At 63.2% G+C, this 24,181-nt stretch carries 20 protein-coding genes; 2 read left to right on the top strand and 18 right to left on the bottom strand.

Features of this window, described 5'->3' with window-relative positions:
- Positions 1–138: 138 nt before the first annotated feature.
- From VFF99_RS02400 to rfbB, 7 genes are all read right to left on the bottom strand, one after another.
- Complete coding sequence (locus tag VFF99_RS02400) at positions 139–1,428, bottom strand: ABC transporter ATP-binding protein (RefSeq protein ID WP_325014636.1); 1,290 nt, start codon at positions 1,426–1,428, stop codon at positions 139–141.
- The gene (locus VFF99_RS02395; protein WP_325014634.1) at positions 1,428–2,213 is read right to left on the bottom strand and encodes an ABC transporter permease; all 786 of its coding nucleotides are present in this window, start codon (positions 2,211–2,213) and stop codon (positions 1,428–1,430) included. The genes VFF99_RS02400 and VFF99_RS02395 overlap by 1 nt, the downstream gene beginning before the upstream one ends.
- Before the next feature lie 11 nt (positions 2,214–2,224).
- The gene (locus VFF99_RS02390) at positions 2,225–3,634 is read right to left on the bottom strand and encodes a mannose-1-phosphate guanylyltransferase/mannose-6-phosphate isomerase (protein ID WP_325014631.1); all 1,410 of its coding nucleotides are present in this window, start codon (positions 3,632–3,634) and stop codon (positions 2,225–2,227) included.
- A gap of 61 nt (positions 3,635–3,695) precedes the next feature.
- Positions 3,696–4,577 carry a dTDP-4-dehydrorhamnose reductase gene (gene rfbD / locus VFF99_RS02385; protein WP_325014629.1) on the bottom strand — a complete coding sequence of 294 codons (882 nt, stop codon included), beginning with the start codon at positions 4,575–4,577 and terminating at the stop codon, positions 3,696–3,698.
- Entirely contained in the window at positions 4,574–5,125 is a 552-nt protein-coding gene (gene rfbC / locus VFF99_RS02380) for a dTDP-4-dehydrorhamnose 3,5-epimerase (RefSeq protein ID WP_325014627.1), read from the bottom strand. The genes rfbD and rfbC overlap by 4 nt, the downstream gene beginning before the upstream one ends.
- Before the next feature lies 1 nt (position 5,126).
- A complete protein-coding gene (gene rfbA / locus VFF99_RS02375) occupies positions 5,127–6,014 on the bottom strand; it encodes a glucose-1-phosphate thymidylyltransferase RfbA (RefSeq protein WP_325014625.1) in 888 nt (295 codons plus the stop codon).
- Positions 6,011–7,090 carry a dTDP-glucose 4,6-dehydratase gene (gene rfbB / locus VFF99_RS02370; RefSeq protein WP_325014623.1) on the bottom strand — a complete coding sequence of 360 codons (1,080 nt, stop codon included), beginning with the start codon at positions 7,088–7,090 and terminating at the stop codon, positions 6,011–6,013. The genes rfbA and rfbB overlap by 4 nt, the downstream gene beginning before the upstream one ends.
- 218 nt (positions 7,091–7,308) lie before the next feature.
- Here rfbB and VFF99_RS02365 point away from each other — a divergent pair, with 218 nt between their 5' ends.
- On the top strand, positions 7,309–8,133 hold the full coding sequence (locus tag VFF99_RS02365; protein ID WP_325014621.1) for a symmetrical bis(5'-nucleosyl)-tetraphosphatase: 825 nt from the start codon (positions 7,309–7,311) through the stop codon (positions 8,131–8,133).
- Here the strand turns inward: VFF99_RS02365 and VFF99_RS02360 are convergent.
- The 6 genes from VFF99_RS02360 to VFF99_RS02335 are packed head-to-tail and all read right to left on the bottom strand — an operon-like array spanning position 8,112 to position 12,675.
- Positions 8,112–8,876: a lysophospholipid acyltransferase family protein gene (locus tag VFF99_RS02360; RefSeq protein ID WP_325014619.1), complete on the bottom strand. Its 765-nt coding sequence runs from the start codon at positions 8,874–8,876 to the stop codon at positions 8,112–8,114. The genes VFF99_RS02365 and VFF99_RS02360 overlap by 22 nt on opposite strands.
- Positions 8,877–8,881: 5 nt before the next feature.
- A complete protein-coding gene (locus VFF99_RS02355) occupies positions 8,882–10,168 on the bottom strand; it encodes a dihydroorotase (RefSeq protein WP_325014617.1) in 1,287 nt (428 codons plus the stop codon).
- Between the two features lie 3 nt (positions 10,169–10,171).
- A complete protein-coding gene (locus VFF99_RS02350; RefSeq protein ID WP_325014615.1) occupies positions 10,172–11,131 on the bottom strand; it encodes an aspartate carbamoyltransferase catalytic subunit in 960 nt (319 codons plus the stop codon).
- On the bottom strand, positions 11,124–11,630 hold the full coding sequence (gene pyrR / locus VFF99_RS02345) for a bifunctional pyr operon transcriptional regulator/uracil phosphoribosyltransferase PyrR (RefSeq protein ID WP_325014613.1): 507 nt from the start codon (positions 11,628–11,630) through the stop codon (positions 11,124–11,126). Before pyrR ends, VFF99_RS02350 begins: the two co-directional genes overlap by 8 nt.
- Positions 11,617–12,006, bottom strand: coding sequence for a Holliday junction resolvase RuvX (gene ruvX, locus VFF99_RS02340; protein ID WP_325014611.1), 390 nt, complete (start codon positions 12,004–12,006; stop codon positions 11,617–11,619). Before ruvX ends, pyrR begins: the two co-directional genes overlap by 14 nt.
- 3 nt (positions 12,007–12,009) lie before the next feature.
- The gene (locus VFF99_RS02335) at positions 12,010–12,675 is read right to left on the bottom strand and encodes a YqgE/AlgH family protein (protein WP_325014610.1); all 666 of its coding nucleotides are present in this window, start codon (positions 12,673–12,675) and stop codon (positions 12,010–12,012) included.
- An 86-nt stretch (positions 12,676–12,761) separates the two neighbouring features.
- Between VFF99_RS02335 and VFF99_RS02330 the strand changes: the two genes are divergently transcribed.
- Entirely contained in the window at positions 12,762–14,231 is a 1,470-nt protein-coding gene (locus VFF99_RS02330) for a deoxyribodipyrimidine photo-lyase (protein WP_325014608.1), read from the top strand.
- 58 nt (positions 14,232–14,289) lie between these two features.
- On the opposite strand, the gene VFF99_RS02325 is transcribed toward VFF99_RS02330, so the two are convergent.
- The 5 genes from VFF99_RS02325 to VFF99_RS02305 all read right to left on the bottom strand — a co-directional run bounded on the left by VFF99_RS02325 (position 14,290) and on the right by VFF99_RS02305 (position 24,032).
- Positions 14,290–20,184: an Hpt domain-containing protein gene (locus tag VFF99_RS02325; protein WP_325014606.1), complete on the bottom strand. Its 5,895-nt coding sequence runs from the start codon at positions 20,182–20,184 to the stop codon at positions 14,290–14,292.
- Between the two features lie 101 nt (positions 20,185–20,285).
- Complete coding sequence (locus VFF99_RS02320) at positions 20,286–22,601, bottom strand: methyl-accepting chemotaxis protein (protein ID WP_325014604.1); 2,316 nt, start codon at positions 22,599–22,601, stop codon at positions 20,286–20,288.
- 54 nt (positions 22,602–22,655) lie between these two features.
- The gene (locus VFF99_RS02315) at positions 22,656–23,192 is read right to left on the bottom strand and encodes a chemotaxis protein CheW (protein ID WP_325014602.1); all 537 of its coding nucleotides are present in this window, start codon (positions 23,190–23,192) and stop codon (positions 22,656–22,658) included.
- A 48-nt stretch (positions 23,193–23,240) separates the two neighbouring features.
- Positions 23,241–23,606, bottom strand: coding sequence for a response regulator transcription factor (locus VFF99_RS02310; RefSeq protein WP_325014600.1), 366 nt, complete (start codon positions 23,604–23,606; stop codon positions 23,241–23,243).
- A 24-nt stretch (positions 23,607–23,630) separates the two neighbouring features.
- Positions 23,631–24,032 (bottom strand): response regulator, encoded by a 402-nt coding sequence (locus VFF99_RS02305; RefSeq protein ID WP_325014598.1) that lies wholly within the window; start codon positions 24,030–24,032, stop codon positions 23,631–23,633.
- Positions 24,033–24,181 lie beyond the last annotated feature (149 nt).

Genomic DNA, 24,181 nt, shown 5'->3' with positions numbered 1-24,181 from the left:
TCGCTTGCCCCGCGGGACGGCCGCGGAAGCATTCGCACAAATTAACGGATATAAATCTTTTGGTGATAATGGAAATCAAATTAGTTCAATAAACAACACAGCCGCGGACATGGGGCCAATCCCAGTTGCCGTGCGACACTATGCACCTCCGGCAACCGCCCGTACCTGGCCCGCATCTCCTGCACCCTCTGCGTTTTCCGCTGCCCGCTCGATCGCAATAGCCGGCGGAATCCACGCGCAGCCGACGAACTCCGGCTTGCTGAGGTTGGCGACGGTGAACACCAGTGCCAGGTCACGCCACTCGTAATTGTTGACGAGGTGGGTGTCCGTGCTCTCCAGGGCGGTGGCGATCGAATACGTGCCCGGGCCGAGGTTGAGCGGAAAATCGATGCGGTAGCTCAGGGTTTCGCCGGCCTTTACGTCAAATATGGGCTGCCTGGTCAGGTCGGTATTGGTGCCGTACACTGCCTGCCCCAGCCTGTCCTTGATCATGTAGCCGAGCACCAGGCGGGGAATGTCCTGGCGCACCAGCACATCCACCTGCAGCGTGACCGGCACGCCGACATCGAATACTTCCTGCGTCTCGCCGCGCGCATTGCGCAGTGCAATGCCGGTCACCGTCGCTTCGCCGGTCCCGGACAGCGTCTGCACCTTGCCATCCTCCAGTACCTGCTGCTGCAGGTTGAGATTGGCGTTTTCGCGCTCGGCCAAGCGGGCATTATAGTAGTCCATGACTTCTTCCGGCATGCCCTCCTTCACCAGGCGGCCGCCGTCGAGCAAGATGGCCCGGTTGCAGATCGACTGGATCGCATGCTTGTCGTGCGAGACGATGAGCAGGGTCGTGCCCGCCCTGCTGTAGGAACGGATGCGGTCGAAACTCTTGTGCTGGAAATAGGCGTCGCCGACCGAGAGGGCCTCGTCGACGATCAGCACGTCGGGGCGCTTCGCCGTGGCCACGCTGAACGCCAGGCGCATCTGCATGCCGCTGGAATAGACACGCACCGGCTGGTCGATGTATTCGCCGATCTCCGCGAAGGCTTCGATCTCGGGCATCAGCGCGGCGATCTCTTCCACGCTCATGCCCAGCAATTGTCCCGCCATGAACACGTTCTGCCGCCCGGTGAATTCGGGATGGAAGCCCATGCCCAGCTCCAGCAAGGCGGCAACGCGGCCGGTGATTTCCACGCTGCCGGTCGTCGGCTGGGTGGTCCCGGTGATCATCTTGAGCAAGGTGCTCTTGCCGGCGCCATTGATGCCGATGATGCCGACGGCTTCCCCCGGCTCCAGGCGGAAGCTGACGTCGCGCATCACCCACTTCAGGCGGTGGCGCGGCCCTGCGAAAGGGAGCACCCATTCGGCCAGGCGCGACCATCGGTTGTGGTATTGCTTGTATGCCTTGCCCAGGCCTTCAACACAAATGCGGCCCATTACAGTTCATCCACGATTTCACCAACGCGCTTGCGGAACATGCGGATGCCGACCACGCAAAAAAGTGCGGCGAGCAGCGCGGGAAACGCGAGGCTGTTCCAGTCCGGCCCTTTGGCGTGCACGAAAATATCCTGGTAGGCGGTCACCAGCGGCACCATCGGATTGAGATTGAAATAGGGAAGGATGGGCGCGGGCAGGATGGAGGCTGGATAGACGACCGGCGTCAGCCAGAACCAGAACTGCAGCAACACGCCGAAGAACTGACCTACATCACGAAAGAAAACATTCAGTACGCCCACAATGATACCAAGCCCGATTGCGAACGCGATCTGGATTAGCAAGACAGGAAAGACCGCCGCGAAGACTGTCCCCGGGAAGTTTCCGCTCACCAGCAGGAAAAGGACAAACAGGCCGAAGATGATGGCGAAGTTGATTCCTGCATTGAATACCACGATCACCGGCAGGCAGATGCGCGGGAAGCTGATCTTCTTGATCAGGTTGGCGTGTTCGAGGAACACGTTCTGCGCGCGGCTGACGATCTCGGCGAACAGTCCCCAGGTAAGCACCCCGGCACACAGGTAGATGCTGTACGCGAAGCCGCTGTCGACGCCCGGCAGCCGGGCGCGCATCACCTGCGAAAAGATGACCGTGTAGACCACGATCATCGCCAGCGGATTGAGGACCGTCCATGCTGCGCCCAACAGCGAATTCCGGTAGCGCGACTGGAACTCGCGCTTGACGCTGCCTGATATGAAGCCGCGATAGCTCCATATCGAGCGCAACATGCCTACTGCCATTATTTGACCCTGCCGTAGATATCTTCAAAGCGGACGATGTCGTCCTCGCCCAAATAGGAGCCGCATTGTACCTCTATCAGGGCCAGCTCCGTGTCGCCCACGTTGGTCAGGCGGTGCTTGTTCCCGGCCGGAATGTAGGTGGACTGGTTGGCTTCCAGCTGGATGGTCTGCTCGCCATTGACGACCTCGGCCTTGCCGGACACCACCACCCAGTGCTCGCTGCGATGATGGTGCATCTGCAGGGACAGCGATGCCCCGGGCTTGACGGCGATGCGCTTGATCTTGAAGCCCGGCGCATCCTGCAGCACGGTATACGTGCCCCAGGGGCGCGCCACGGTCTTGTGCGTCTTGTGCGCCTCGTGACCGGCGGCCTTCAGGCGGGCGACCACTTCGCGCACCTCCTGGCTCTTGGACTTGTCGGCGACCAGCAGCGCGTCCGGCGTGTCCACCACCAGGAGGTTGTCCAGGCCGATGATGGCGACGAGGCGGTCCTTGGTTTCGATGTGGGTATTGCGGCTGTCAATGACGATGGACTGGCAATTGTTGCTGGTATTGCCATTCGCGTCGGCGGGAATCGCTTCGGCGACCGCCTTCCACGCACCGATGTCGCTCCAATCGAAATCCCCCGGGATGACGGCGATGTTCTTCGCCTTTTCCATCACGGCGTAGTCGATGGAGATGTTGTCCAGCGAAGTGAATGCCGCCGGCAGTTCCATCTTGTCGCCTTCGGCCTTGGTGCTGCGCCAGACGTCGCGCGCCGCGGCAAGCAGCGTGGGATGGTAGGCCTCGAAGGCGTCGAGGATGGCGCTCGCCCGGAAGCAGAACATGCCGCTGTTCCACACGTAGTTACCCTGCTCGATGTACTTGCCCGCGGTGACCACATCCGGCTTTTCCACGAAGCGCTTCACGAGTTGCGCTTCGGCGCTGACCTTGTCGCCCATTTCGATGTAGCCGAAGCCGGTTTCCGGGCCGGTGGGCTTGATGCCGAACAGGACCAGGAAGCCGTCCTTGGCCAGGTTTTCCGCGTGGCGCACGGCGGTATAGAACGAAGGCGTGTCCTTGATCAGGTGGTCCGCCGGCAGGACGAGCATGCAGGCGTCGCTCTTCTGCTCCAGCGCCCACATGGCGGCCAGCGCGATGGCCGGGGCGGTGTTCCGTCCGCCCGGTTCGAGCAGGTACTGCGGCTTGACTTCCTGGCTTTCCAGCTCGTCGTGCGACAGGAAGTAGTAATCCCGGTTGGTCACGATCAGCGGCGGGGTGTTGCCGGATACGGCGAGCGCACGTTCATGGGTTTGCGTCAGCAGGCTCTTGCCGTCGCCGATGCGCATGAACGGCTTCGGATATGCCTCGCGCGATACCGGCCACAGACGGGTACCAGCACCGCCGGAAAGGATGATTGGAATCAACATGATGTGTTCTCGCAATGTTGGATTTTTCGGAATGGTTGTATTTGTTCGCAGCGCGACGTTGTCAGTCAAGGCACAGGCTTAATGCGTCGTCCCATTTGGGCAGCCCGCAGAATGTCTCCGTCAGCTTGCGGCAGGAAAGGACCGAATTGGCCGGCCTTCTCGCGGGTGTCGGGTAATCTTTCGTCCCGATGGGGACGACCGCCGGCTTCCGCTCGCAGGACCAGTGCGCCACGATCGCCTGCGCGAACCCGTGCCAGGTGGTCCGCCCCTGCGCCGTCAGGTGATAGAGTCCCGATTTCGATTGCCACAGGTCGAGGTCAATGCCGGCCCCCTGCTTTCCCGCGCCAAGCTTGGCGACGATATGGGCAGTCGTATCGGCAATGGTACGGCACCATGTGGGGGCGCCGTATTGATCATCGACAATTCGGAGTTCTTCACGCTCGGCCGCCAGGCGGCGCACGGTCAGCAGGAAATTGCGTCCGCGCTGGCCGTAGACCCAGCTTGTGCGCAGGATCAAATGCGGGGCGCCGCTGGCCTGCACGGCCTGCTCTCCGGCCAGTTTGGTGCGGCCGTAAACATTGAGCGGCATCGGCACGTCATCCTCGGTGTACGCGCCGTCCTTGTGGCCGTCGAACACGTAGTCGGTCGAGTAATGGATCACTGCCGCGCCCAGTTTCCGCGCTTCCTCCGCAATGATGCCGGGCGCCTCGCCGTTGATGCGCATGGCAATCTCGGGTTCGCTCTCCGCCTTGTCGACAGCCGTATAGGCGGCCGGATTGACGACCAGCGCGGGGCGCACTTCGCGCATCACCGCACGTATGGCATCGAAATCCGCCAGGTCCATCGCTTCCGCATTGACGGCTACGATCTCGCCGAGGCCTTGCAGGCTGCGCTGGAGCTCGTATCCCACCTGTCCGTCGCGGCCGGTCACGAGGATCTTCATTCGTACACCTCCGCATCGGCAAGCAAGGTTCCTTTCCGGTCCTTCTCGGACAGGACGGGTGCGCCGCTCAGGGGCCATTCAATGCCGATGGCCGGATCGTTCCACGCGATGCTGCGCTCGTATTCCGGCGCCCAGTAATCGGTGGTCTTGTACAGGAAATCGGCGGACTCGCCGGTGACGACGAACCCGTGGGCGAAGCCGGCGGGCACCCACATCTGCCGCTTGTTTTCGGCGGACAGGATGGTGCCGAACCATTTGCCGAAGGTCGGCGAGCTTCGGCGCAGGTCGACGGCGACGTCAAACACCTCGCCTGCAACGACCCGCACCAGCTTGCCCTGCGGCTGGCGCACCTGGTAGTGCAGTCCGCGCAGCACGTTTCTGGAGGAACGCGAGTGGTTATCCTGGACGAAGCGCACGGCCTCCGGCGCGCCAATGGCTTCCTGGAAGCGGCGCTCGTTGTAGCTTTCGACAAAGAAACCGCGCTCGTCGCCGAACACGCGCGGTTCGAGGACGAGAAGATCGGCGATGGGAGTCCGGACGATATTCATCTCAGAACACGCTGTCGGTAAGGATGCGCAGCAGGTATTGGCCGTATCCGCTCTTGCTCAGCGGATGCGCCAGTTTCTCGAGCTGCTCGGCCGAGATGTATTTCTTGCGGAAAGCGATCTCTTCAGGACAGGCGACCTTCAAGCCCTGCCGCCGCTCGATGGTGGCGATGAACTGGGCGGCATCCAGCAGCGATTCGTGCGTGCCGGTGTCCAGCCAGGCCATGCCCCGCCCCATCACCTCGACATTCAGGTCGCCGAGCCTGAGATAAGCCTGGTTGACGTCGGTGATTTCGAGCTCGCCGCGCGCCGAAGGCCTGATACCGGCGGCAATGTCGCACACCCGGTTGTCGTAGAAATACAGTCCGGTGACCGCATAATTCGATTTCGGCGCCAGCGGCTTTTCGACGATGCTCACTGCCCGCCGCTGCCGGTCGAATTCGACCACGCCATAGCGCTCGGGATCGTTCACATGGTAGGCGAACACCGTTGCGCCGAACTCCCGGCTATGCGCCATGCGCAGTTGCGCGTCGAAATCGTGACCGTAATAGATGTTGTCGCCGAGGATCAGCGCGGACGCCGCATCGCCGATGAATTCCCGCCCGATGATGAAGGCCTGTGCGAGGCCGTCCGGAGATGGCTGCACTGCATAGCGGATGCTGATGCCCCATTGGCTGCCGTCGCCGAGCAGGTCGGCGAATCGCGGGGTGTCCTGCGGTGTGGAGATGAGCAGGATGTCGCGCATGCCGGCCAGCATCAGCGTCGTCAGCGGATAGTAGATCATCGGCTTGTCGTACACCGGCAGCAATTGCTTCGATACCGATGTCGTCACCGGATACAGACGCGTGCCCGACCCGCCGGCGAGGATAATACCCTTGCGCTGCAGTGTCATGCTGCCCGCTCCTGCGCCGTGCCGCGGGCGCCGTAATTCTGCTCGACCCATTTGAGGTAGTCGCCGGACTGCACATTCCGCACCCAATCCTGGTGATCGAGGTACCACTGCACGGTCTTGCGGATGCCGGTCGAGAAAGTCTCCGCCGGTTTCCAGCCGAGTTCGCGTTCGATCTTGCGGGCGTCCATTGCGTAGCGGCGGTCATGGCCGGGACGGTCTGCCACGAAGGCGATCTGCGCCCGGTAGCTGCGGGATGCAGGTGCGAGTTCGTCGAGGATGTCGCACAGGGTGTGTACCACCTCCAGATTGCTCATCTCGTTCCAGCCGCCGATGTTATAGGTCTCGCCAAGGCGGCCATCCTGCAGCACCCTTCGCACGGCGCTGCAGTGGTCGCCCACATACAGCCAGTCCCGCACGTTCTTCCCGTCCCCGTAGACGGGGAGCGGCTTGCCGGCGAGGGCGTTGGCGACCATCAGCGGAATCAGCTTTTCAGGAAACTGGTACGGCCCGTAGTTGTTGGAACAGTTGGTCGTCAGCGTGGGCAGCCCGTACGTATGGCGATAGGCACGCACAAGATGGTCGGAAGCCGCCTTGGACGCGGAATACGGGCTGTTCGGCGCGTAGGCGGTCGTCTCGGTGAACGGCGGGTCCTGAGGGCCGAGCGAGCCGTACACTTCGTCGGTCGAGACGTGCAGGAAACGGAAGGAGTCCCGCTCCGCCCCGTTCAGGCTGGAGAAATAAGCACGCGCGGCTTCGAGCAGGACGAAGGTGCCGTTGACGTTGGTCGTGACGAAATCGCCGGGGCCGAGGATGGACCGGTCGACGTGGCTCTCGGCGGCAAAATGGACGATTGCGCGCGGCCGGTGGGTGCCGAGCAGCGCGGTCACCAGCGCGGCGTCGCAGATATCGCCGCGCACGAAGACATGACGCGCGTCCTGCTCAACCCCGCGCAGATTCTCGAGGTTGCCAGCGTAGGTCAGCTTGTCCAGGTTGACGACCGGTTCGTCTTTTCCTGCCAGCCAGCCGAGCACAAAGTTCGAGCCGATGAATCCGGCTCCGCCCGTCACAAATATCATTCAGGTATCCTGTACGCCACGACGAATCTCGCTAAACCTATGATTTTACTTGAAAAGTGTTAATGAATTTGTACGTGCTTTCAGGGGATTTGTATTTAAACAGGTATCGCCGCACGTAGCCGTAAGGATTTGTTACCCGCTCCGGAAGCACGGGAAGTTTCTTATAATGCGCGCTCAGCCCATTTCCATTGCCAAACGAATAATATTATCATTTTAGCATGACAATCTATGCCATCGGCGACCTACAGGGCTGCCAGTCCAAGCTTTCCGAACTGCTCGACCGCATCCGCGCCGAGTGCGCGGAGCCCAGATTTATCTTCCTCGGTGACGTGGTCAATCGCGGCCCGCATTCGCTCGCCACTTTAAGGCAAGTTCGCGAACTAGGCGATACCGCGAATATGGTACTCGGCAACCATGACCTGCACCTGCTTGCGGTGGCGCACGGCATCCGCAGGCCGCATCCGTCGGACACCCTCGACGACATCCTGCAGGCGCCCGACCGCGACGAACTGCTGGACTGGCTGCGCCGCCAGCCGATGGCCCTGCTCGAGGAGGGCAACCTCCTCGTGCATGCAGGCGTGCTGCCGCAATGGACGGCGCAGCAGACGATGGCGCTCGCAGGAGAAGTGGAAACCGTGCTGCGCGGGCCGGACTGGGTCGATTTCCTCCGCCAGATGTACGGCAACGAGCCGGCGCGATGGAATGACCGGCTGGAAGGCGCGGACCGCCTGCGCTGTATCGTGAATGCGCTGACCCGCATCCGCTTCTGTACGGCAGACGGTGCGATGGACCTCGCGGCATCGAAAGGTGTCGAAACCGCCCTGCCCGGCTACATGCCCTGGTTCGACGTACCCGGCCGCCGGACGGAAGACGTCACGGTGGTCATCGGCCACTGGTCGACGCTGGGACTGACGATACGTCCGAATCTGATCACGCTCGACACGGGCTGCCTGTGGGGCGGCAAGCTGACGGCGGTGCGTCTCGACAATCGTTCGGTACTCCAGGTGGACTGCCCGGAATATCAGCGGCCCGGCTCGATCTGATTCTCCACCAGGACGTCGCCGAGGACGGATGCAATAGCGGCGCGCGCGGCATCCGCCAGTTCACGGCGATGCGAGGCCTCGCTGGTGGCGATGGCGGGCAGAACCCTCAACTCCGCCGTCATGCCGCCGGCCTTCAGCACCGAAAAGATGCTCTGCACGAAGCTCATGTCGCCGACGAAATCGGCTGACGGGTGCAGACGGCCGTGTTTATCCAGGTAGCGCACCGCATACGGCTGCACCGGGACTTCCGCCTCGATCGCCGCCTCGAACAGGTTGGCATGGAAAGGCAGCAACGCGCCTTGCGGCGCAGTCGTCCCTTCCGGGAAAAAGGCGACGTGCTCCCCTGCATGCAGGCTTTCCACCAGACCCTGGTAGATGCGCCGCACGTCGCGCAGCTTGCCGCGCGCGATGAAAATCGTGCCCGTCTTTTCGCACAGCCAGCCGATGAGCGGCCAGCCGCGGATATCGGACTTGGCGACGAAGCGCGTGGGATGCAGGGAATTGATGACGAAAATGTCGAGCCACGACACATGGTTGGCCACCATCAGGGCACGCGGTGCGGGTTGCGCGTCCTGGTGATGCAGGATACGCACCCGCACGCCGCACAGCGCGACCAGCCGGATGGACCAGGCCTTGATGCGCGCGCGCCGCCCCGCCTCGTCGATCAGCGGAAACACCAGCGCACAGGTCGCCAGTCCGCGGAACAGGTGGATCAGGACACGCAGCAAGCGGATGGCCACCACGGCGATCAGCGCTCGAACGCGACGTGTCCCGAGACGATCGTCATCCTGACCTGACCGGTCAGCTCGTAGCCGAGGAAGGGCGTATGCTTGCCCTGGCTGGCGAGCGCTTTTGCATCCACCTTCCAGCGCGCCGACGGATCGACAATGCAGACATCGGCAACGCAGCCCGCTGCCAGACGTCCGCTGGCGAGCCCGGCGACGCGTGCCGCTTCCGAGGTCACCTTGGCAATTGCCTTGGCCAGCATCTGCGGCGAACTGTCGCGGCTATCCTCCACCCAGCGCAGCACCAGCGGCAGCAGCAGTTCCAGTCCGGTGGCGCCGGGCGAGGCTTCGCCGAACGGCAGCAGTTTTTCGTCATCGTCGACCGGTGTGTGGTCCGAGCAGATCACGTCGATGGTGCCGTCCATCAGCGCCTGGCGGATGGCATCGCGGTCGCGCTGGCTGCGCAGCGGCGGCGTCATGCGCGCGTTGGAGTCGAAGAAGCCGATATCCACGTCCGTCAGGTGCACATGGTGCGCGCCGACGTCGCAGGTGAGCGGCAAGCCTTCCTTCTTGGCCGCCCGGACGAGTTCGAGGCCGGCCGCCGACGAAAGCCGGCACAGGTGGACGCGCGCGCCGGTGGCCCGCATCAGTTCGAAGATGGTGTGCAGGGCAATGGTCTCCGCCGAAACCGGCACACCGGGCAGGCCGAGCCGGGAGGCAATCGGGCCGCTGTGCGCGATGCCGCCGCGGCCGAGGTGCGGGTCCTGCGGCCGCAGCCACACCGTGTAGCCGAAGGTGCTGGCGTACTGCATCGCCCGCTGCAGCACCGTGGTGTCGACAATCGCTTCCTCGGCCTGCGAAAAGCCGATGCAGCCGGCTTCGGTCAGTTCCGCCATTTCGGTCAGCGCCTGTCCCTTCAGCCCTACTGTCAGCGCGCCGAGCGGATACACGTGGGCCTGGTTCAGCCCCTTTGCACGGTGCTTGAGCATTTCGACCAGGCCGGGCTCGTCGAGCACCGGGTCGGTATCCGGCGGGCAGACGAGGCTGGTGACGCCGCCCTGCATGGCTGCCTGCATTTCCGATTCCAGCGTGGCCTTGTATTCGTAGCCCGGCTCGCGCAGGCGCGCGCTCAGGTCGACCAGACCGGGCATCACGATCATGCCGGTCGCATCGATGGTCTTGGTGGCGTTGAAGCCTTCCGGCGCCGTCCCTACGGCAAGCACCTTTCCTGCAGCGATGAACAAATCCTGTTGCGCATCGATACCGCTGGCCGGATCGATGAGGCGGCCATTCTTGATATGGAGTTTCATTGATTAATTTCCCGCCAAAATGCTCATCACCGCCATGCGCACCGCAATGCCGAAGGTCACCTGCGGCAGGATCACGGCCTGCGCACCGTCCGCCACCGCCGAGTCGATTTCGACGCCGCGGTTCATGGGACCGGGGTGCATCACGATGGCGTCCGGCTTTGCCAGTGCAAGGCGCTCGGGCGTCAGTCCGTAGCTCTTGAAGAATTCCTGCGCCGAGGGCAGCAGCGCGCCGGACATGCGCTCGTTCTGCAGGCGCAGCATGATGATGACGTCGACGCCCTTGAGGCCTTCGTTCATGTCATGGAAGACGCGCACGCCCATCTGCTCCAGCCCGCCGGGGAGCAGCGTGCGCGGGCCGATGGCGCGCACTTCGGGCACGCCCAGCGTGGTCATCGCATGGATGTCGGAGCGCGCGACGCGACTGTGCAGGATGTCGCCGACGATGGCCACCGTCAGGTTGGTGAAATCCTTCTTGTAGTGGCGGATGGTGTACATGTCGAGCAGCCCCTGGGTGGGGTGCGCATGCCGGCCGTCGCCGGCGTTCACGACGTGCACGTGCGGCTGGTTGGTGTCGATCAGGTGCTTGGCGATCAGGTAGGGCGCCCCGGACTGCGCGTGGCGCACGACGAACATGTCGGCGTGCATGGCCGCGAGGTTGTCGATGGTGTCGAGCAGGGATTCGCCCTTCGCGGTGCTCGATGCCGAGATGTTCAGGTTGATTACGTCGGCAGAGAGGCGCTTGGAGGCGATCTCGAAGGTCGTGCGCGTGCGGGTGGAGTTCTCGAAGAACAGGTTGAACACGCTCTTGCCGCGCATGAGCGGCACTTTCTTCACCTCGCGGTCGCTGACGCTGACGAAAGAGGAAGCGGTATCGAGGATATGGTTGATGACCGCTTTCGGCAGGCCTTCGATGGTGAGCAGATGCTGCAGCTCGCCGTGTTTGTTCAGTTGCGGGTTATGCATGGTCCACCGTGAGGGAGAATCGGCCGTCGTCGGCGCGGTGCAGCACGAGCTGCTGGTCATCGGACAGGTTCGCCGACTCGGCGACGAAATCGGCGGCGATCGGAAGTTCGCGGCCGCCGCGGTCGACCAGCGCCGCGAGCATGATCTTCGCGGGACGGCCGTAATCGAACAGTTCGTTGATGGCAGCGCGCGTGGTGCGGCCGGTATAGAGCACGTCATCCACCAGCAGGATGGTCGCGCCTTCCACCTCGAACGGGATCTGGGTCGGCTTGACTTCCGCGTGCAGCCCGCGCTCCGCATAGTCGTCGCGATAGAAGGACACGTCGATGAACCCCAGGCGGTCCTTGAGCTGCATCTCCTCGGCCAGGCGCTCGGCAAGCCAGGCCCCGCCGGAATAGATGCCGACGATGGCGACATGCTGCGCGTTGGCGAGGCCGCTCTTGACGCGGTCCGCAAGCGTCCTGTAAAGCGCTTCGGCGTCGAAATTAGGATTCGGCATAGTCATTGAAGTATTGTTGCAAAATTATTGCCGCGGACTGCGCATCCACCGCTTCCCCGCGCTTCTGCGCAATCACGGCTGAGGAATAGCGTTCGTCCACGAGTGCCGTCGCCACCCCGAACCTGCCGTTGAGCTGGTTGGCGAAGCGGCGGCAGCGGACCGTCATCTCATGCTCGGCGCCATCCGGATGCAGCGGCAGCCCGACCACGCAGCACGCAGGCCGCCACTCCTGGATGAGGGCGCCGATGGCGGCGAACCGGGCATCGTTGGTTTCTGCAGTGATGATGGAAAGTGGCTGCGCCTGCCGGATCAGGGTATTGCCGACTGCCACGCCGATGCGTTTCAGACCGAAGTCGAAACCGAGAACCGTTTCCACGTCTTATGCGTGCCCCGCTTCTCCTGCCAGCGTCATCGGATCGATGCCCAGCAGTTTCATGGCGGCGGCAAAGCGCTCCTCGACCGGCAGGTCGAAGATGATCGCCGGGTCGGCCCGGACGGTCAGCCAGCCGTTGCGCACGATTTCCTCTTCCAACTGTCCCGCGCTCCAGCCCGAGCAGCCCAGGCTCACCAGCAGGCGCTGCGGGCCTGTTCCGACGGCAACCGCTTCCAGCACATCCTTGGAAGTGGTCAGGGCGACGTCCTCGTTGACCTTCATCATCGATGTGTACGGACCGTGCGGCGAATGCAGCACGAAGCCGCGCTCCACCTGCACCGGGCCGCCGAACATCACCGGCTTTTTGTCGACCGGCACGCGGCCGGCCTCGATCTCCACGCTCAGGTCGATGCGGTCCAGCAGCAAGTCCAGCGTCATGTCCGTTGCCTTGTTGATGATGACGCCGAGCGCGCCTTCGTCATTGTGCTCGCACAGGTACACTACCGTGCCGCCGAAGATCGGATCGAGCATGGACGGCATGGCAATCAGGAAGTGGTCGGCGAGATTCAGCTGGGGCGACGGCGACTTGCCGGGCGACGCGGAAAAATCGGGAGTATCCTGGGTCGCGCCAGGTCTGGAAGAAAACGTGCGGGTCTTGCTTGGTTTCACCATAATGAGCATTTTAGCAGTTTTGGCAGGCCGCCCACCCGGGTCAGCACTTCAAAAGCCGAATTCCATCAATCGAATCAAGGTTCTGCATGCAAGGTTTCGACAAGACCCTCGTCTGGTTCCGCCGCGACCTGCGCGACTTCGACCATGCCGCGCTGCATCACGCGCTCGCGCGGAGCCGCAAAGTCTACTGCGCTTTTGTTTTTGACACGGAAATCCTCGATCGGCTCCCCCGGCGCGACCGGCGCCTGGCGTTCATCCATGCAGCCCTTGCCGAACTGGACACCGCCCTGCGCGCCGCCGGCGGGGGCCTGATCGTTCGCCACGCTCACGCGGTCGACGAGATCCCGCGCCTGGCAGAGGCATTGGGGGCAGATGCGGTTTTTGCCAATCACGACTACGAACCTTCGGCGGCGGCAAGGGATGTCGCAGTGGCAAGCCGCCTTTCGAAGGCGGGCCGCATTTGGCAGAGTTTCAAGGACCAAGTGATTTTCGAGCGCGACGAGGTTCTGTCGCAGTCCGGCAAACCTTTTTCGGTATTTACGCCGTACAAGAATGCCTGGCTGAAAGCGCTGCACGCGACGGAAGCGGCCAGCCTGCGTCCCTACCCTGCCGATCCGCTCCCGGGCCAGCTTGCCTTGCCGCCAGAGACGGCGAGCTTCCCCTCGCTCTCCGAGCTCGGCTTCGAGACCGTCGAACCGCCGCTGCCGGCAGGAATGTCGGGCGGACAGGCGCTGTTTGACGACTTCGCGGAAAGGATGGCCGACTACGATCGTGCACGCGACTACCCGGCGCTCAAGGGCCCGTCCTACCTGTCGGTCCACCTGCGCTTCGGCACGGTATCACTCCGCGGCCTGGTTCGCCGCGCCCTCGAAGAAATGCGCCTGGGAAGCGCCGGCGCTGCGACCTGGCTCAGTGAGCTCATCTGGCGCGACTTTTACTTCATGGTCCTGCACCACCATCCGCAAGTCGTCGACCACGCATTCAAGCCGGAATACGACGCGATCGAATGGGAATCCGGCCCGCATGCCGACGCGCTGTTCGAGGCCTGGTGCAGCGGCCGCACCGGGTATCCCCTGATCGACGCCGCCATGCTGCAACTCAACCAGACCGGCTACATGCACAACCGCCTGCGCATGGTGACGGCCAGTTTCCTGGTCAAGGATTTCGGCATCGACTGGCGCCGGGGCGAACGCTATTTCGCGGAAAAACTGAACGACTACGACCTGGCGGCCAACAACGGCGGCTGGCAGTGGGCAGCGTCGACGGGCTGCGATGCACAGCCTTACTTCCGCATTTTCAACCCGGTCACGCAATCGGAACGATTCGACCCGGAAGGCAAGTTCATCAAACGCTACTTGCCGGCACTGGCCGGCCTGCCGACGAAGAACTTGCATGCGCCTTGGCAAGCTCCGGCTGACGTTTTGCGGAGCGCCGGCATCGCTCTTGGCGAGCAGTATCCGTTGCCCGTCGTACAGCACGACGAAGCGCGCAAGCGCACGCTGGAGCGTTATGCCGTGGTGAAGAAAGCGAAACTTGCCGCCGGCGACGAAGACTGAGCCGGAAACAAAAAGGCCTGCGTTGCTACACAGGCCCTTTCGTGTTCAGGACTCCGGTTCAGCTGACTTGCGCTTCCTTCCCGACAAAACCTGCGATCAGCTTCAGCAGCTGGTCTTCCTGATAGGGTTTTCCGAGATATTCGTTGACGCCGATCTGCATCGCGTAGTTGCGATGCTTTTCCGCGGTCCGCGAAGTGATCATGACGATCGGGATATGCCGCGTCCTTTCATCGTCACGCACGTTGCGCGTCAGATCGAAGCCGTCCATGCGCGGCATTTCGATGTCGACCAACATCACCGCCGGCGTTACCGACTGCAATTGCTCCAGCGCATCCACGCCATCCTTGGCAAGCACCACCTGGTAGCCCTCGCGCGTCAGGAGGCGTTGCGTGACGCGCCGCACGGTGAGCGAATCGTCGACGACCATCACGATATCCTGCGTGCGCAGACCCTGGACCGGCGCAGAGGCCGGCGTGCCTGTGGCCATGTCGGCCACGGCGCCCATGCCTTCAGGCGCATCGGAAGCGATGATGCGCGGCGCACGGAGGTTCTCGTGGGCGGCGCGCTGTGCCAGCGGCACCGGGTTCAGGATGAGGACGATGTCGCCGGAGCCGAGCACCGTCGCGCCTGCCACGCCGATGAGACGCGCCAGCTGCGGGCCGATGTTCTTCACCACCACTTCACGGTTGCCGATGACTTCATCCACGTGCACCGCCACCCGCTCGTTGCCGCTCTTGAGGATCAGGAGCGGAGAGTAATGCTGCGACACCGGCGCCGCGGCCGAATCGCCGAGCAGAGCGGACAGGTAATGGATGGGCACGCGCTGTCCTTGCCACACCACCGCGCCATCGTTGTAGGCAGAGGCGAGCGCATTGGTCTTGAGCTGCTGTACCTGCTCGACCAGCACGGACGGCACCGCGAAGGTCTTGCCGCCGGTCGACAGCAGGACGACCTGCGTGACGGCGAGCGTCAGCGGCAGGTGGATCGTGAAATGCGTTCCCTTGCCCGCCTCGCTCCAGGTGGAGACGCGTCCGCCGAGTGCCGCGGCTTCCGAACGCACCACGTCCATGCCGACGCCGCGCCCGGCCAGTTCCGTGATTTCTTCCGCCGTCGAAAAGCCCGGGTGGAAAATCAGGTCGCTCACTTCCTCGTCGCTCATATCGCTGTCGTTGCTCAGCAGCCCGACGTGTCTGGCCTTGTCGCGGATGCGGCCGATGTTCAGGCCCTGTCCGTCATCCGAAAACTGGATCACGACCTCGTTGCCCTCCTGCCGGATTTCGACGAGGAGATCGCCGACTTCGTTCTTGCCGGCTGCGCGCCGCACTTCGCGGCTTTCGATGCCATGCACGATGGCATTGCGCAGCAGGTGTTCGAACGGGCCCGTCATGCGCTCCAGCACGCCGCGGTCGATTTCCACCGCGCTGCCGCGGATGTCGAGGTTGACGCGCTTGTCGACTTCCTTGGCCGCCTGGCGCGTCACGCGGAACAGGCGCTCGGAAATGCTTGCAAACTGCACCATCCGCACGCGCATCAGGTCTTGCTGCAGTTCGCGCGTCAGGCGGGCCTGCATGCCCAGGTCGTCGGAGGCGCTGTCCAGCGTCCGGCTCAGGTTCTGGTGCACCGATCCGACGTCGTTGACGCTCTCGGCCATCATGCGGGTGAGTTCCTGCAGGCGCGTGAAGCGGTCGAATTCCAGCGGATCGAATTCGCGGTCGCCGGCATGCGCCATGCGCGAGGCGATCTGCGTTTCCGCCTGCATTTCGATCTCGCGCAACTGGTCGCGCAGACGGGAAACATTCTCGGTCAGCTCGGTCAGCGATTGCTTCAGCGTGCCGACTTCGGTTTCCAGCTTGGACCGGGAAATCGAGACCTCGCCGGCCTGGTTCACGAGCCGGTCAAGAATGTCGGCGCGCACCCGGACCATCGGGACCGGCCCGGCGGGCGCGGCGACAGGGCGGGGCTGCGCCGGCATCGGCACGGCAGGTTTCCGATCCTGCAAGGGAATCAAAGGCGAAAGGACTACCGGTTGGGCCTGTGCCTCGCTGTCGTGGGCGGCTGGCCTCGCCTCGACTGGCGCCGGACTGGCAGCCTGCGGGTTCTGCAATTGCTCGAACATGTGCAGCGCCTGGTCATAGCGCACTTGCAAGTCCTCGATCGACGCCACCGAAGGCGCACCGAGGCGCATGATGTTCTCGATGCGCGTTTCCATGTCATGCAGATGCTGGCCGAGGCTCATCGCACCTGCCATGCGGGCGCTTCCCTTGAGCGTATGGAGCGAACGCAGCAGGGATTGCGCCGCCGCCAGCCGGGACGGGTCTTCCTGCCAGTCACGCAGTACGCCCGCCATCTGCGGCAGGATGTCACGCCCTTCCTCGAGGAATACCGGCAGAAGATCGGCGTCCAGTTCGTCCTTGAGCGCTAGCGCCGGGTCGATGGCCGAGTCGGGGTTTGCGTCCAGTACCGGGGTGCTGTAAGGAGCCTCCGGCTCGGGCGCGGCAGCGTCCTGCGTCACTGCGGCGGGTTCCTGCGGCATCACGTCTGCCGCCTGCTCCGGCTCCAGCCGCAGTTCGAACATGGGCTCACTAACCGCTTCGGCACCAGGCGAAGCTGGGATGGCCGGCGCTTCAGCCTCGGCTGCGCTCGCCGTATCTACCTGGGTCTGCGCGCGCAACTCGACATCCTGCCTCAGACCGGCAAGGATGCGCACGAACTCGGGCTGGTACACCGGCATCTCTCCGAGCGCGAAGCGTTGCAGCATCAACTTGATGCGTTCGACGCTTTGCTCCAGCGTGTCGAACTCATGCATCTCCAGGCGCACGGCGTTCCGCGACATGGACTGCAGGAAGAGCTCGAGCGCATGGGCGACTTCCTGGAGCGCCTTGAAGCCGACCGTTGCCGAACTGCCCGCCAGCGAGTGTGCAGCATGCACGCACTGGATGTTGACCTTGCGGTCCGGTTCGTGGCGCCATTCCGAGAAATCCTGCGCCAGGAGGCGGACGAGTTCGTCGGTCTCGGCGAGGTAGATGTTGTGCAGTGGAACGCTGATCTCGATGTCGCCGATACGCTTGACGTTGTCGTCGCGCCGCGTCTCGGGCGGATGCATGGTCGGGAAGTCGATGACATCGGCGATCTTCAAGACCGGTTCGGCAAACGGCGCAGGTTCCGGCACGATTTCTTCCGCGGCCGGCTCGGGCTGCATGTCGGCCGCGACCTCGAACATCGCAAGCTCGTCGTCACCCATGCGAATCTCTTCTGCCTGCGGCAGTTCGGCCACGGCCTCTTCGGGGATATCCGCTTCCTGCGCATCCTCCGGAGGTGCAGCGGCGAAATCCGGCATGGAATCCTCTGCCGGTGAAGCAGCCGACTCGGCCTGCGCCGTCGCTTCCGGTGCAGCGAAAATGGCGGTCTCGGCCTCTTGATAGGAGAACTGTCCGCCTGCCTTGACCTGCTCGGCGGCGCGCACGAGGGCATCCGGCGTCTGGCTGGACGTTCCCGTCAGCTTGAGGTTCTGTACCCACTCCCCCAGAATCTCGGCAGCCTTGTCCAAAAGTGCGTAGAGTTCGGCGTCGCCGCCGCGCGACTCGGACAGGCGCAGGTTGAGCACCTGCTCGATGCTCCAGGCGGCCTCGCCGAATGCAACGAGGCCCACCATGCGGCTGCTGCCCTTGAGCGTATGGAAGCAGCGGCGCAGCGTCGTGAGGTGCTCCTGGTTATGCGGCTGCATGCGCGATTCCGGCAACGTTTCGCGGACCGCACCAAGCACCTCCTCGGCTTCCGAGAGGAAAATCTCCAGCAGCTCCGCGTCGATGGCTTCGTCCGTCTCGGGCGCAACTACCGGCGGCAAGGGCTCGGCAGCCTGGACTGCGGGAACCGTCGCGGTAATGATCTGCGCGAGCGCTTCTTGCGATTCCGAGAAATCGGCGCGTTCGAGGATGTCGATGCCGGCACGGGCAAGGTCGTTAAGCTCGGGATTGTCGATCAAGGTCGCATCGAGCCTGATTTTTTCGAGCGATTCCTTCAGTTGTTCCTGCAAAAGCTGGTTGTCCGGTTCCGCCGTCAGTGACATCGCCAGCTCGGCCGACTGTTGCTGGTGGAATGCCAGTTCGTCCTCGACGGTCGGCAGCGCAGGCGCGGGCGCTTCCGGCTCCACGGGCGTGACCTCCGCCGGCGTGCTGCCGGCATCCACCACGACATCCATCTGGCCGTCGTTCTGCGCATCCTTCTCGATCAGGTGGGCGTGAAACGTGCCGGTGCTCTCGTCAAAGGCAAAGCGCTTTGCCGCGGTGCCGGTCGGCAGATGCAGGGATTCGATGAAGAAGCTGAGCGCACCGACGTTTTGCGCAACCCGCTGGAACGTTCCCTGCTCCGGTGCCTCCTCTTCATCCGCGTCGATGAAATGCTGGACGGCCGCACGCGTATGCTGGATGGTCCGGACGGCGTCGTCCTGGTCCAGCACCGCCAGCGCGCCTTCGATCTGGTGCAGGATGCCGTCGAGCTGGCCGAGCGTGTCCCGCTGCGATGGATCGCGGAAGTATTCGTCGAGCATCTTCTCGACCTGGCGCAGACTGGATTGCATTTCGCCGGCCAGCGCCGTCATGGTCTGCCGCTGCTGCGCTTCGCGCGACATGTCGTCCAGCCAGGGCGCGTTTTGCGCGGGCATCTCGCCGGAAACAACGGCCAGCAGGCGTGCCGTCATCGCATCGGCGCGCTCCGCGAAATTCTCGGGCAGGCGTGCGATGCGGCCCAGTGCATTCTCGACGAACAACAGGCCGGTGGCCATCTCCAGGCCGAGCATGTCGCCCGGCTTGGCGTGCGCGGCGTGGCGCGCAATACCCTTCAACTCCCGCAACAGCTTGGACAGCGGCGGCGAGTTCAGGCGTGTGCCGGCGTCGGCCAGCATATGCATCTCGTGTTCGAAGGAGTCCGCGAAACTGACATCGCCGCCGGCGATGCGGTTCCAGATATTCTTGGCCTGGGTGAGGCGCTCCTTGGCAGCGGCGAGCGCGTCCATGTCGATCTGGCCGTAACGCCTGGTGTCGTAATCCGGCGGCACGAGGCCGTCGAGCTGGTACACCTGGCGGATCTGTCTGGCGCGCGGAGATGGATCGGCCGTGCGGGCAATGAAGAACAGGGCATCGCGCAACAGGCGTTCCGCAATGCTCGGCGAACCCTGCGAGAGCCGGCGGATCTGGAGATTGATGCGCGCGAAGAGCTGCTTGACGTAAATCTCGTTCGGAATATGGCCGGCGGCCACTTCTTCCGCCAGCCCGTGCATGACCCACCAGAATGCGCGCGTCTGCTGGTTGCTCTGGACCCGTTCGATCTCCCCGATGATGTCGCGCATGGCTGCGGCATGGGCAAGCTCGGCTCCGCGCTCGGTGCTGCGCAGGAAGGGCAGCAGGGCTTTTTCGTAATGCTGCCGCATGACCATGTACTTTGACGGCCGCGCGGAACGCGCCTCATCCGCAGCGGGCAGCTGGGGACGGATCGCCAGGTTTGGAAAGAACAGGTCAGCGGGATGCACGCGCTCCGCGCCGCGCGCTTCCAGCAAGGCGCGGTAATAGGGGAACAGGCGGACCGGCTGGTGGGGCATGCCCGAGAGCAGCTCGTCGAGATATTCGATCAGGGCCTGGTAGCTGCCGTCGACGGCGACCGCCAGTTCCTTCGTCATCGCAAGCTGGCGGGTATCGACCCGCTCCAGCAGGTCTTCCACCGTTTCGGTGATGATCGCGATGCCGTCGACATCGACGATCTGCAGCGCGCCATGCGCCTGATGCAGGTAGGTTTTCGCCAGGCGCAGCGATGTCTGCTGCGCGTCGGCATCCTGGCCTGCTGCATCATGGAGAGCGGCCTTGGAGCGGTTGAGTGCTTCTCGGATTTCGCCGATCACCCAGGATAGCGGCCCGGTATCGAAACGGTCCGCCGTGGACTGGGCGGGAGAGGAGGTGGTCATGACAGCCTCGCGGTCAAATGGCGGCGTGCCGACACTGCGGCGCGCCGCCGGGCATTACTCTACTGGCAGGCCTTGCGGCCCGATTCCGGCAATGAACTTACTCAGGCCGTCACGCGGAAACGGGACACCGAGTTCTTGAGTTCCTCCGCCAGCTTGGACAGTTCGCGAATGGACTGCGCAGTCTGCTGCGTACCGATCTGCGTCTGCTCGGTCACGGTCAGGATGTTCTGGATACTCTGTGCCACGCCGTTGGCGGATGTCGCCTGCTGCTCGGTCGATGCGGAAATGCTTTGAATCAGTTCTGCGAGACGGTTCGACACGCTGCGGATCTCGGCCAGCGCTGCACCTGCCGCATCGGACAGTTTCGCGCCTTCCACCACGCCCTGCGTCGACTTTTCCATAGCGGCGACGGCGTCGTGCGTGTCGGTCTGAATGGTGCGGACCAGCGCGCCGATCTGCTTGGTCGCTTCACCGGAACGTTCCGCCAGCCGCTGCACTTCTTCCGCAACCACCGAGAAGCCACGGCCCGCTTCACCCGCGGAAGCCGCCTGGATCGCGGCGTTCAGTGCCAGCACGTTGGTCTGTTCGGTAATGTCGGAAATCAGTTCGGTGATTTCACCGATCTCCTGCGACGATTCGCCGAGGCGCTTGATTCGCTTCGAGGTTTCCTGGATCTGCTCGCGGATTTCGTTCATGCCCTTGATCGCGTCTTCCACCGCCCGGGCGCCCTGCTCCGCCGCAGCCACCGACTGGCGCGCCACCTCTGCGGATTCGTTCGCGGACTTCGACACGTCGGTAATCTGCGTCGCCATGTCGAGAACCGCCTGGCCGGTTTCCTGGATTTCGCGCGACTGCTTCTGGGATGCTTCGAGCAGTTCGTTGGAAATGTCCTGCGCCTGGTTGGATGCCGAGGTCACCTGTTCCGCCGTGCTCGTCACGCGGCTGACCAGTCCGCGGAGTTCTTCCACGGTGTAGTTCACCGAGTCGGCGATCGCACCGGTGATGTCTTCCGACACCGTTGCCTGGATCGTCAAGTCGCCGTCCGCAACTTCCTGCAATTCGTTCATCAGGCGCAGAATCGCCGCCTGGTTCTGGTCGTTAGCGCGCTTCGCCTCTTCTTCCTTCTGCAGTGCCAGCAGGCGCTGCTCGTCCGCTTCGCGGCGGCGCTGGTCCGCTTCCTTGGTGCGGTTGCGGCTGTCCTGCAGCAGCACCAGTGCAATGCCGACTGCGGCCACGACGGCGGCGACGGCGGCGGCCAGCATCAGCCAGAACGTCCAGTGCAGCGAGTCTTCCTCCGCACGGTAGGACTTCTGCAGGGCGGTGATGCGCTGCTTGAGGGTTTCGTTCTCCGCGAAGATGAGCTGCTCGGACTGCTTGGCGGCGATGAAGTTCTGGAGGTTGCCGAGGATGGTTCCCACCGACTGCTGGTATTCGGCGAACACGCTTTGCAGTTCGGTCAGCTTTTCACGGGTGTCCGCATCCTTGGTCGCCGTCAGGCGCAGCACGTCGCTGCCGTTCAGGAAGCCCTCGGTGATGTCGCGGAAGGTGTTGGTGTCCTTGCCCAGCAGGAAGGCGGTTTCGGGGTTCACGCCTTCGGAGGTCAGGAATTCGTTGGCGCTGCGGCCCAGGCGCTGGGTCAGCATGACCAGCTGGCCGGCGGCGGAAATCTCGCGAGGCGATGCGCCGCCCTGCGCCTTGAGCGTGGCGATCTGCTCGGTCAGTTCAAGGAGGACCGGGGACAGCGTGTTCAGCTTCTGCAGTGTCGTGCCGAAACCGGTCAGCTCCTTCTTCAGCTTCAGGATGGTATCCGCGGCCTTGTCGGAGTTCCCCCACACCTTCTGCGTCTCGGTGAGCATGACCGACATCTCGTCAGAGGGCGGCGCGATTTCGCGGCCCTGGTACTCGCCACCCTTGGACAGCACGGTCAGGTCGCGGTTGAATTCCTTGCGGCTCTCTTCCAGCTGCTTGAACGCCTCGAGGTTGCCCTGGATCGCGTTCGGTGCCGCCTTACCGATACGCTGCGAGTGCATCAGCGCGTCACCGGCAATTTGCGTCTGGGTGGAAGCCAGCGTCGAATGGTTGGTATTGAGCATCACGCCTACCACGCCAAGGACGATCGCGACGAGCAGGGTAAACAGCAGGGTGCGGACCTGTTGCTGCAGCGGCAGGTGGCCGATGAGCGGCAGCTTGATGTCGCCCGTCTTCTCGAGCGCGTCGCCGATGAAGGTTGCGTTCAGCGTGGATTCGGCGGACTGGGCGGGGCGTTCCCCGGCTGCCTGCGGATCTTGTGCCGCCATCGCCGGAGCAGCGTCCGGTTGCGGGACTGCAGCAACGACCGCAATGTCGATTGCAGGTCCGGCCACGTCAGCCGGCCCGTCGCTTTTTTCCTTGGCCAAGAAAGGTAGTTTGAACGCCATTACTGACTCTCCTCGTTATTCTGATTGTGTCGCAGGCAGATAGGTCGCTGGGTTTCAGATGCCCACGTGCAGGAACTGCGGGTCCTGCACGATTAATGAAAGGTCGAGTTCCGTCCAGACCTGGGACTCCCGATCGATGTATTGTCGTGCCGCCCACGGCGTTTTTTCGCGGTCTTGTTCATCCGCCTGGAGCGTCATTTCCGCCACGTTGCGCAAGCCCATCACGCGCGATACCAGCAAGCCGCTGTTGAATGAAAGCGCGGGGGCAAATGCGACGATGCGGCTCTCCTTGTCGACGGTCGTGGGCGCCATGCCGCAAAAGCGGGCGAGATCGATCACGCTGACGAGATTGCCGCGGATATTGGTCAGGCCCAGGAACCATTCCTGCGTCAGCGGCACCTCGGTGACCTGGCCGACGGAGACGATTTCACCGGCTTCCTGGAGATTCAGCAGCCAGCGCGTCTGTCCGATCATCACGCCAAGCTGGCTGGACTGGCTTGCCACGCCGCTCGCGGCCGCCTGCATGCGCTCCACCAGCTTTGTCTGGAATTCGCGCAGGCGGGTGCGGCGGCCGCCGCCGGCGTCAGTCAAAGCGGTTCCGGATGGGAGATCCAAGGATTGCCGGGTCATGGCGGGCACTTAGCCGAGCGCAGCGATCTTGGAGAGCAGTTCCTGGGGATCGACCGGCTTGACGATGTAGTCGCGCGCGCCTTGTCGCAATCCCCAGATGCGGTCGGTCTCCTGCCCCTTGCTGGTGCAGATGATGATGGGCACGTCCTGCGTCTCCGGATCACGGGCGATGGCGCGCGTGATCTGGAAACCGTTCTGGCCGGGCATGACGACGTCCATCAGGATGAGCTGTGGCTTGTCTGCCTTGACCTTCAGCAGGGCTTCTTCCCCGTTTTCGGCGGTGGAGACGGAAAAACCGTTTTTAACAAGAATGTCCGTCAGGAAATATCGCTCGGTCGGCGAATCGTCCACCACAAGAACTTTTTGTATGGGCATCTTGAACTTTCCAATCCTGAAAAATTACTTTGTAACAAGCTGGGTGGTGTACTCGCGGACAGTCTTCAGCAGGCTGTCCTTGGTGAATGGCTTGGTCAGGTAGGCGTCGGAGCCGACCATCGCCCCCCGGGCGCGGTCAAACAGGCCATCCTTGGACGAAAGCATGATGACGGGCGTAGCGTGAAATTTCGCGCTTTTCTTGATCAACGCACACGTTTGATAGCCGTCGAGACGCGGCATCAGGATGTCGCAGAAGATCAGCGCCGGCTTGTGATCGTTCATCTTGGCCAGGGCATCGAAGCCGTCGTCGGCAAGCACGACCTGGTAGCCGGCCTGGCCCAGGAAAATCTCGGCGGATCGACGAATCGTGCTGCTATCGTCGATCACCATGATTTTGAGGCTGGCGTTATCCGGGGATGTTGTCATGAAGTCAATCTCAGTAACCTTCCGCCCAATATACGACCCTAATGTAACAGAAAGCAAGATGCTTTATATCAACCTTCTGCCCAACCGAAAAGAGTCGTGGTTTTTCTGCGAAACTTACCAAAACTATAACATTGACGCGCGGAATTTTG

The sequence above is a fragment of the Noviherbaspirillum sp. genome (genome assembly GCF_035654295.1).
GTDB lineage: Bacteria > Pseudomonadota > Gammaproteobacteria > Burkholderiales > Burkholderiaceae_D > Noviherbaspirillum.
Note: the sequence above shows the minus strand (reverse complement) of the source record. Positions and strands in the feature narration are given on the sequence as shown.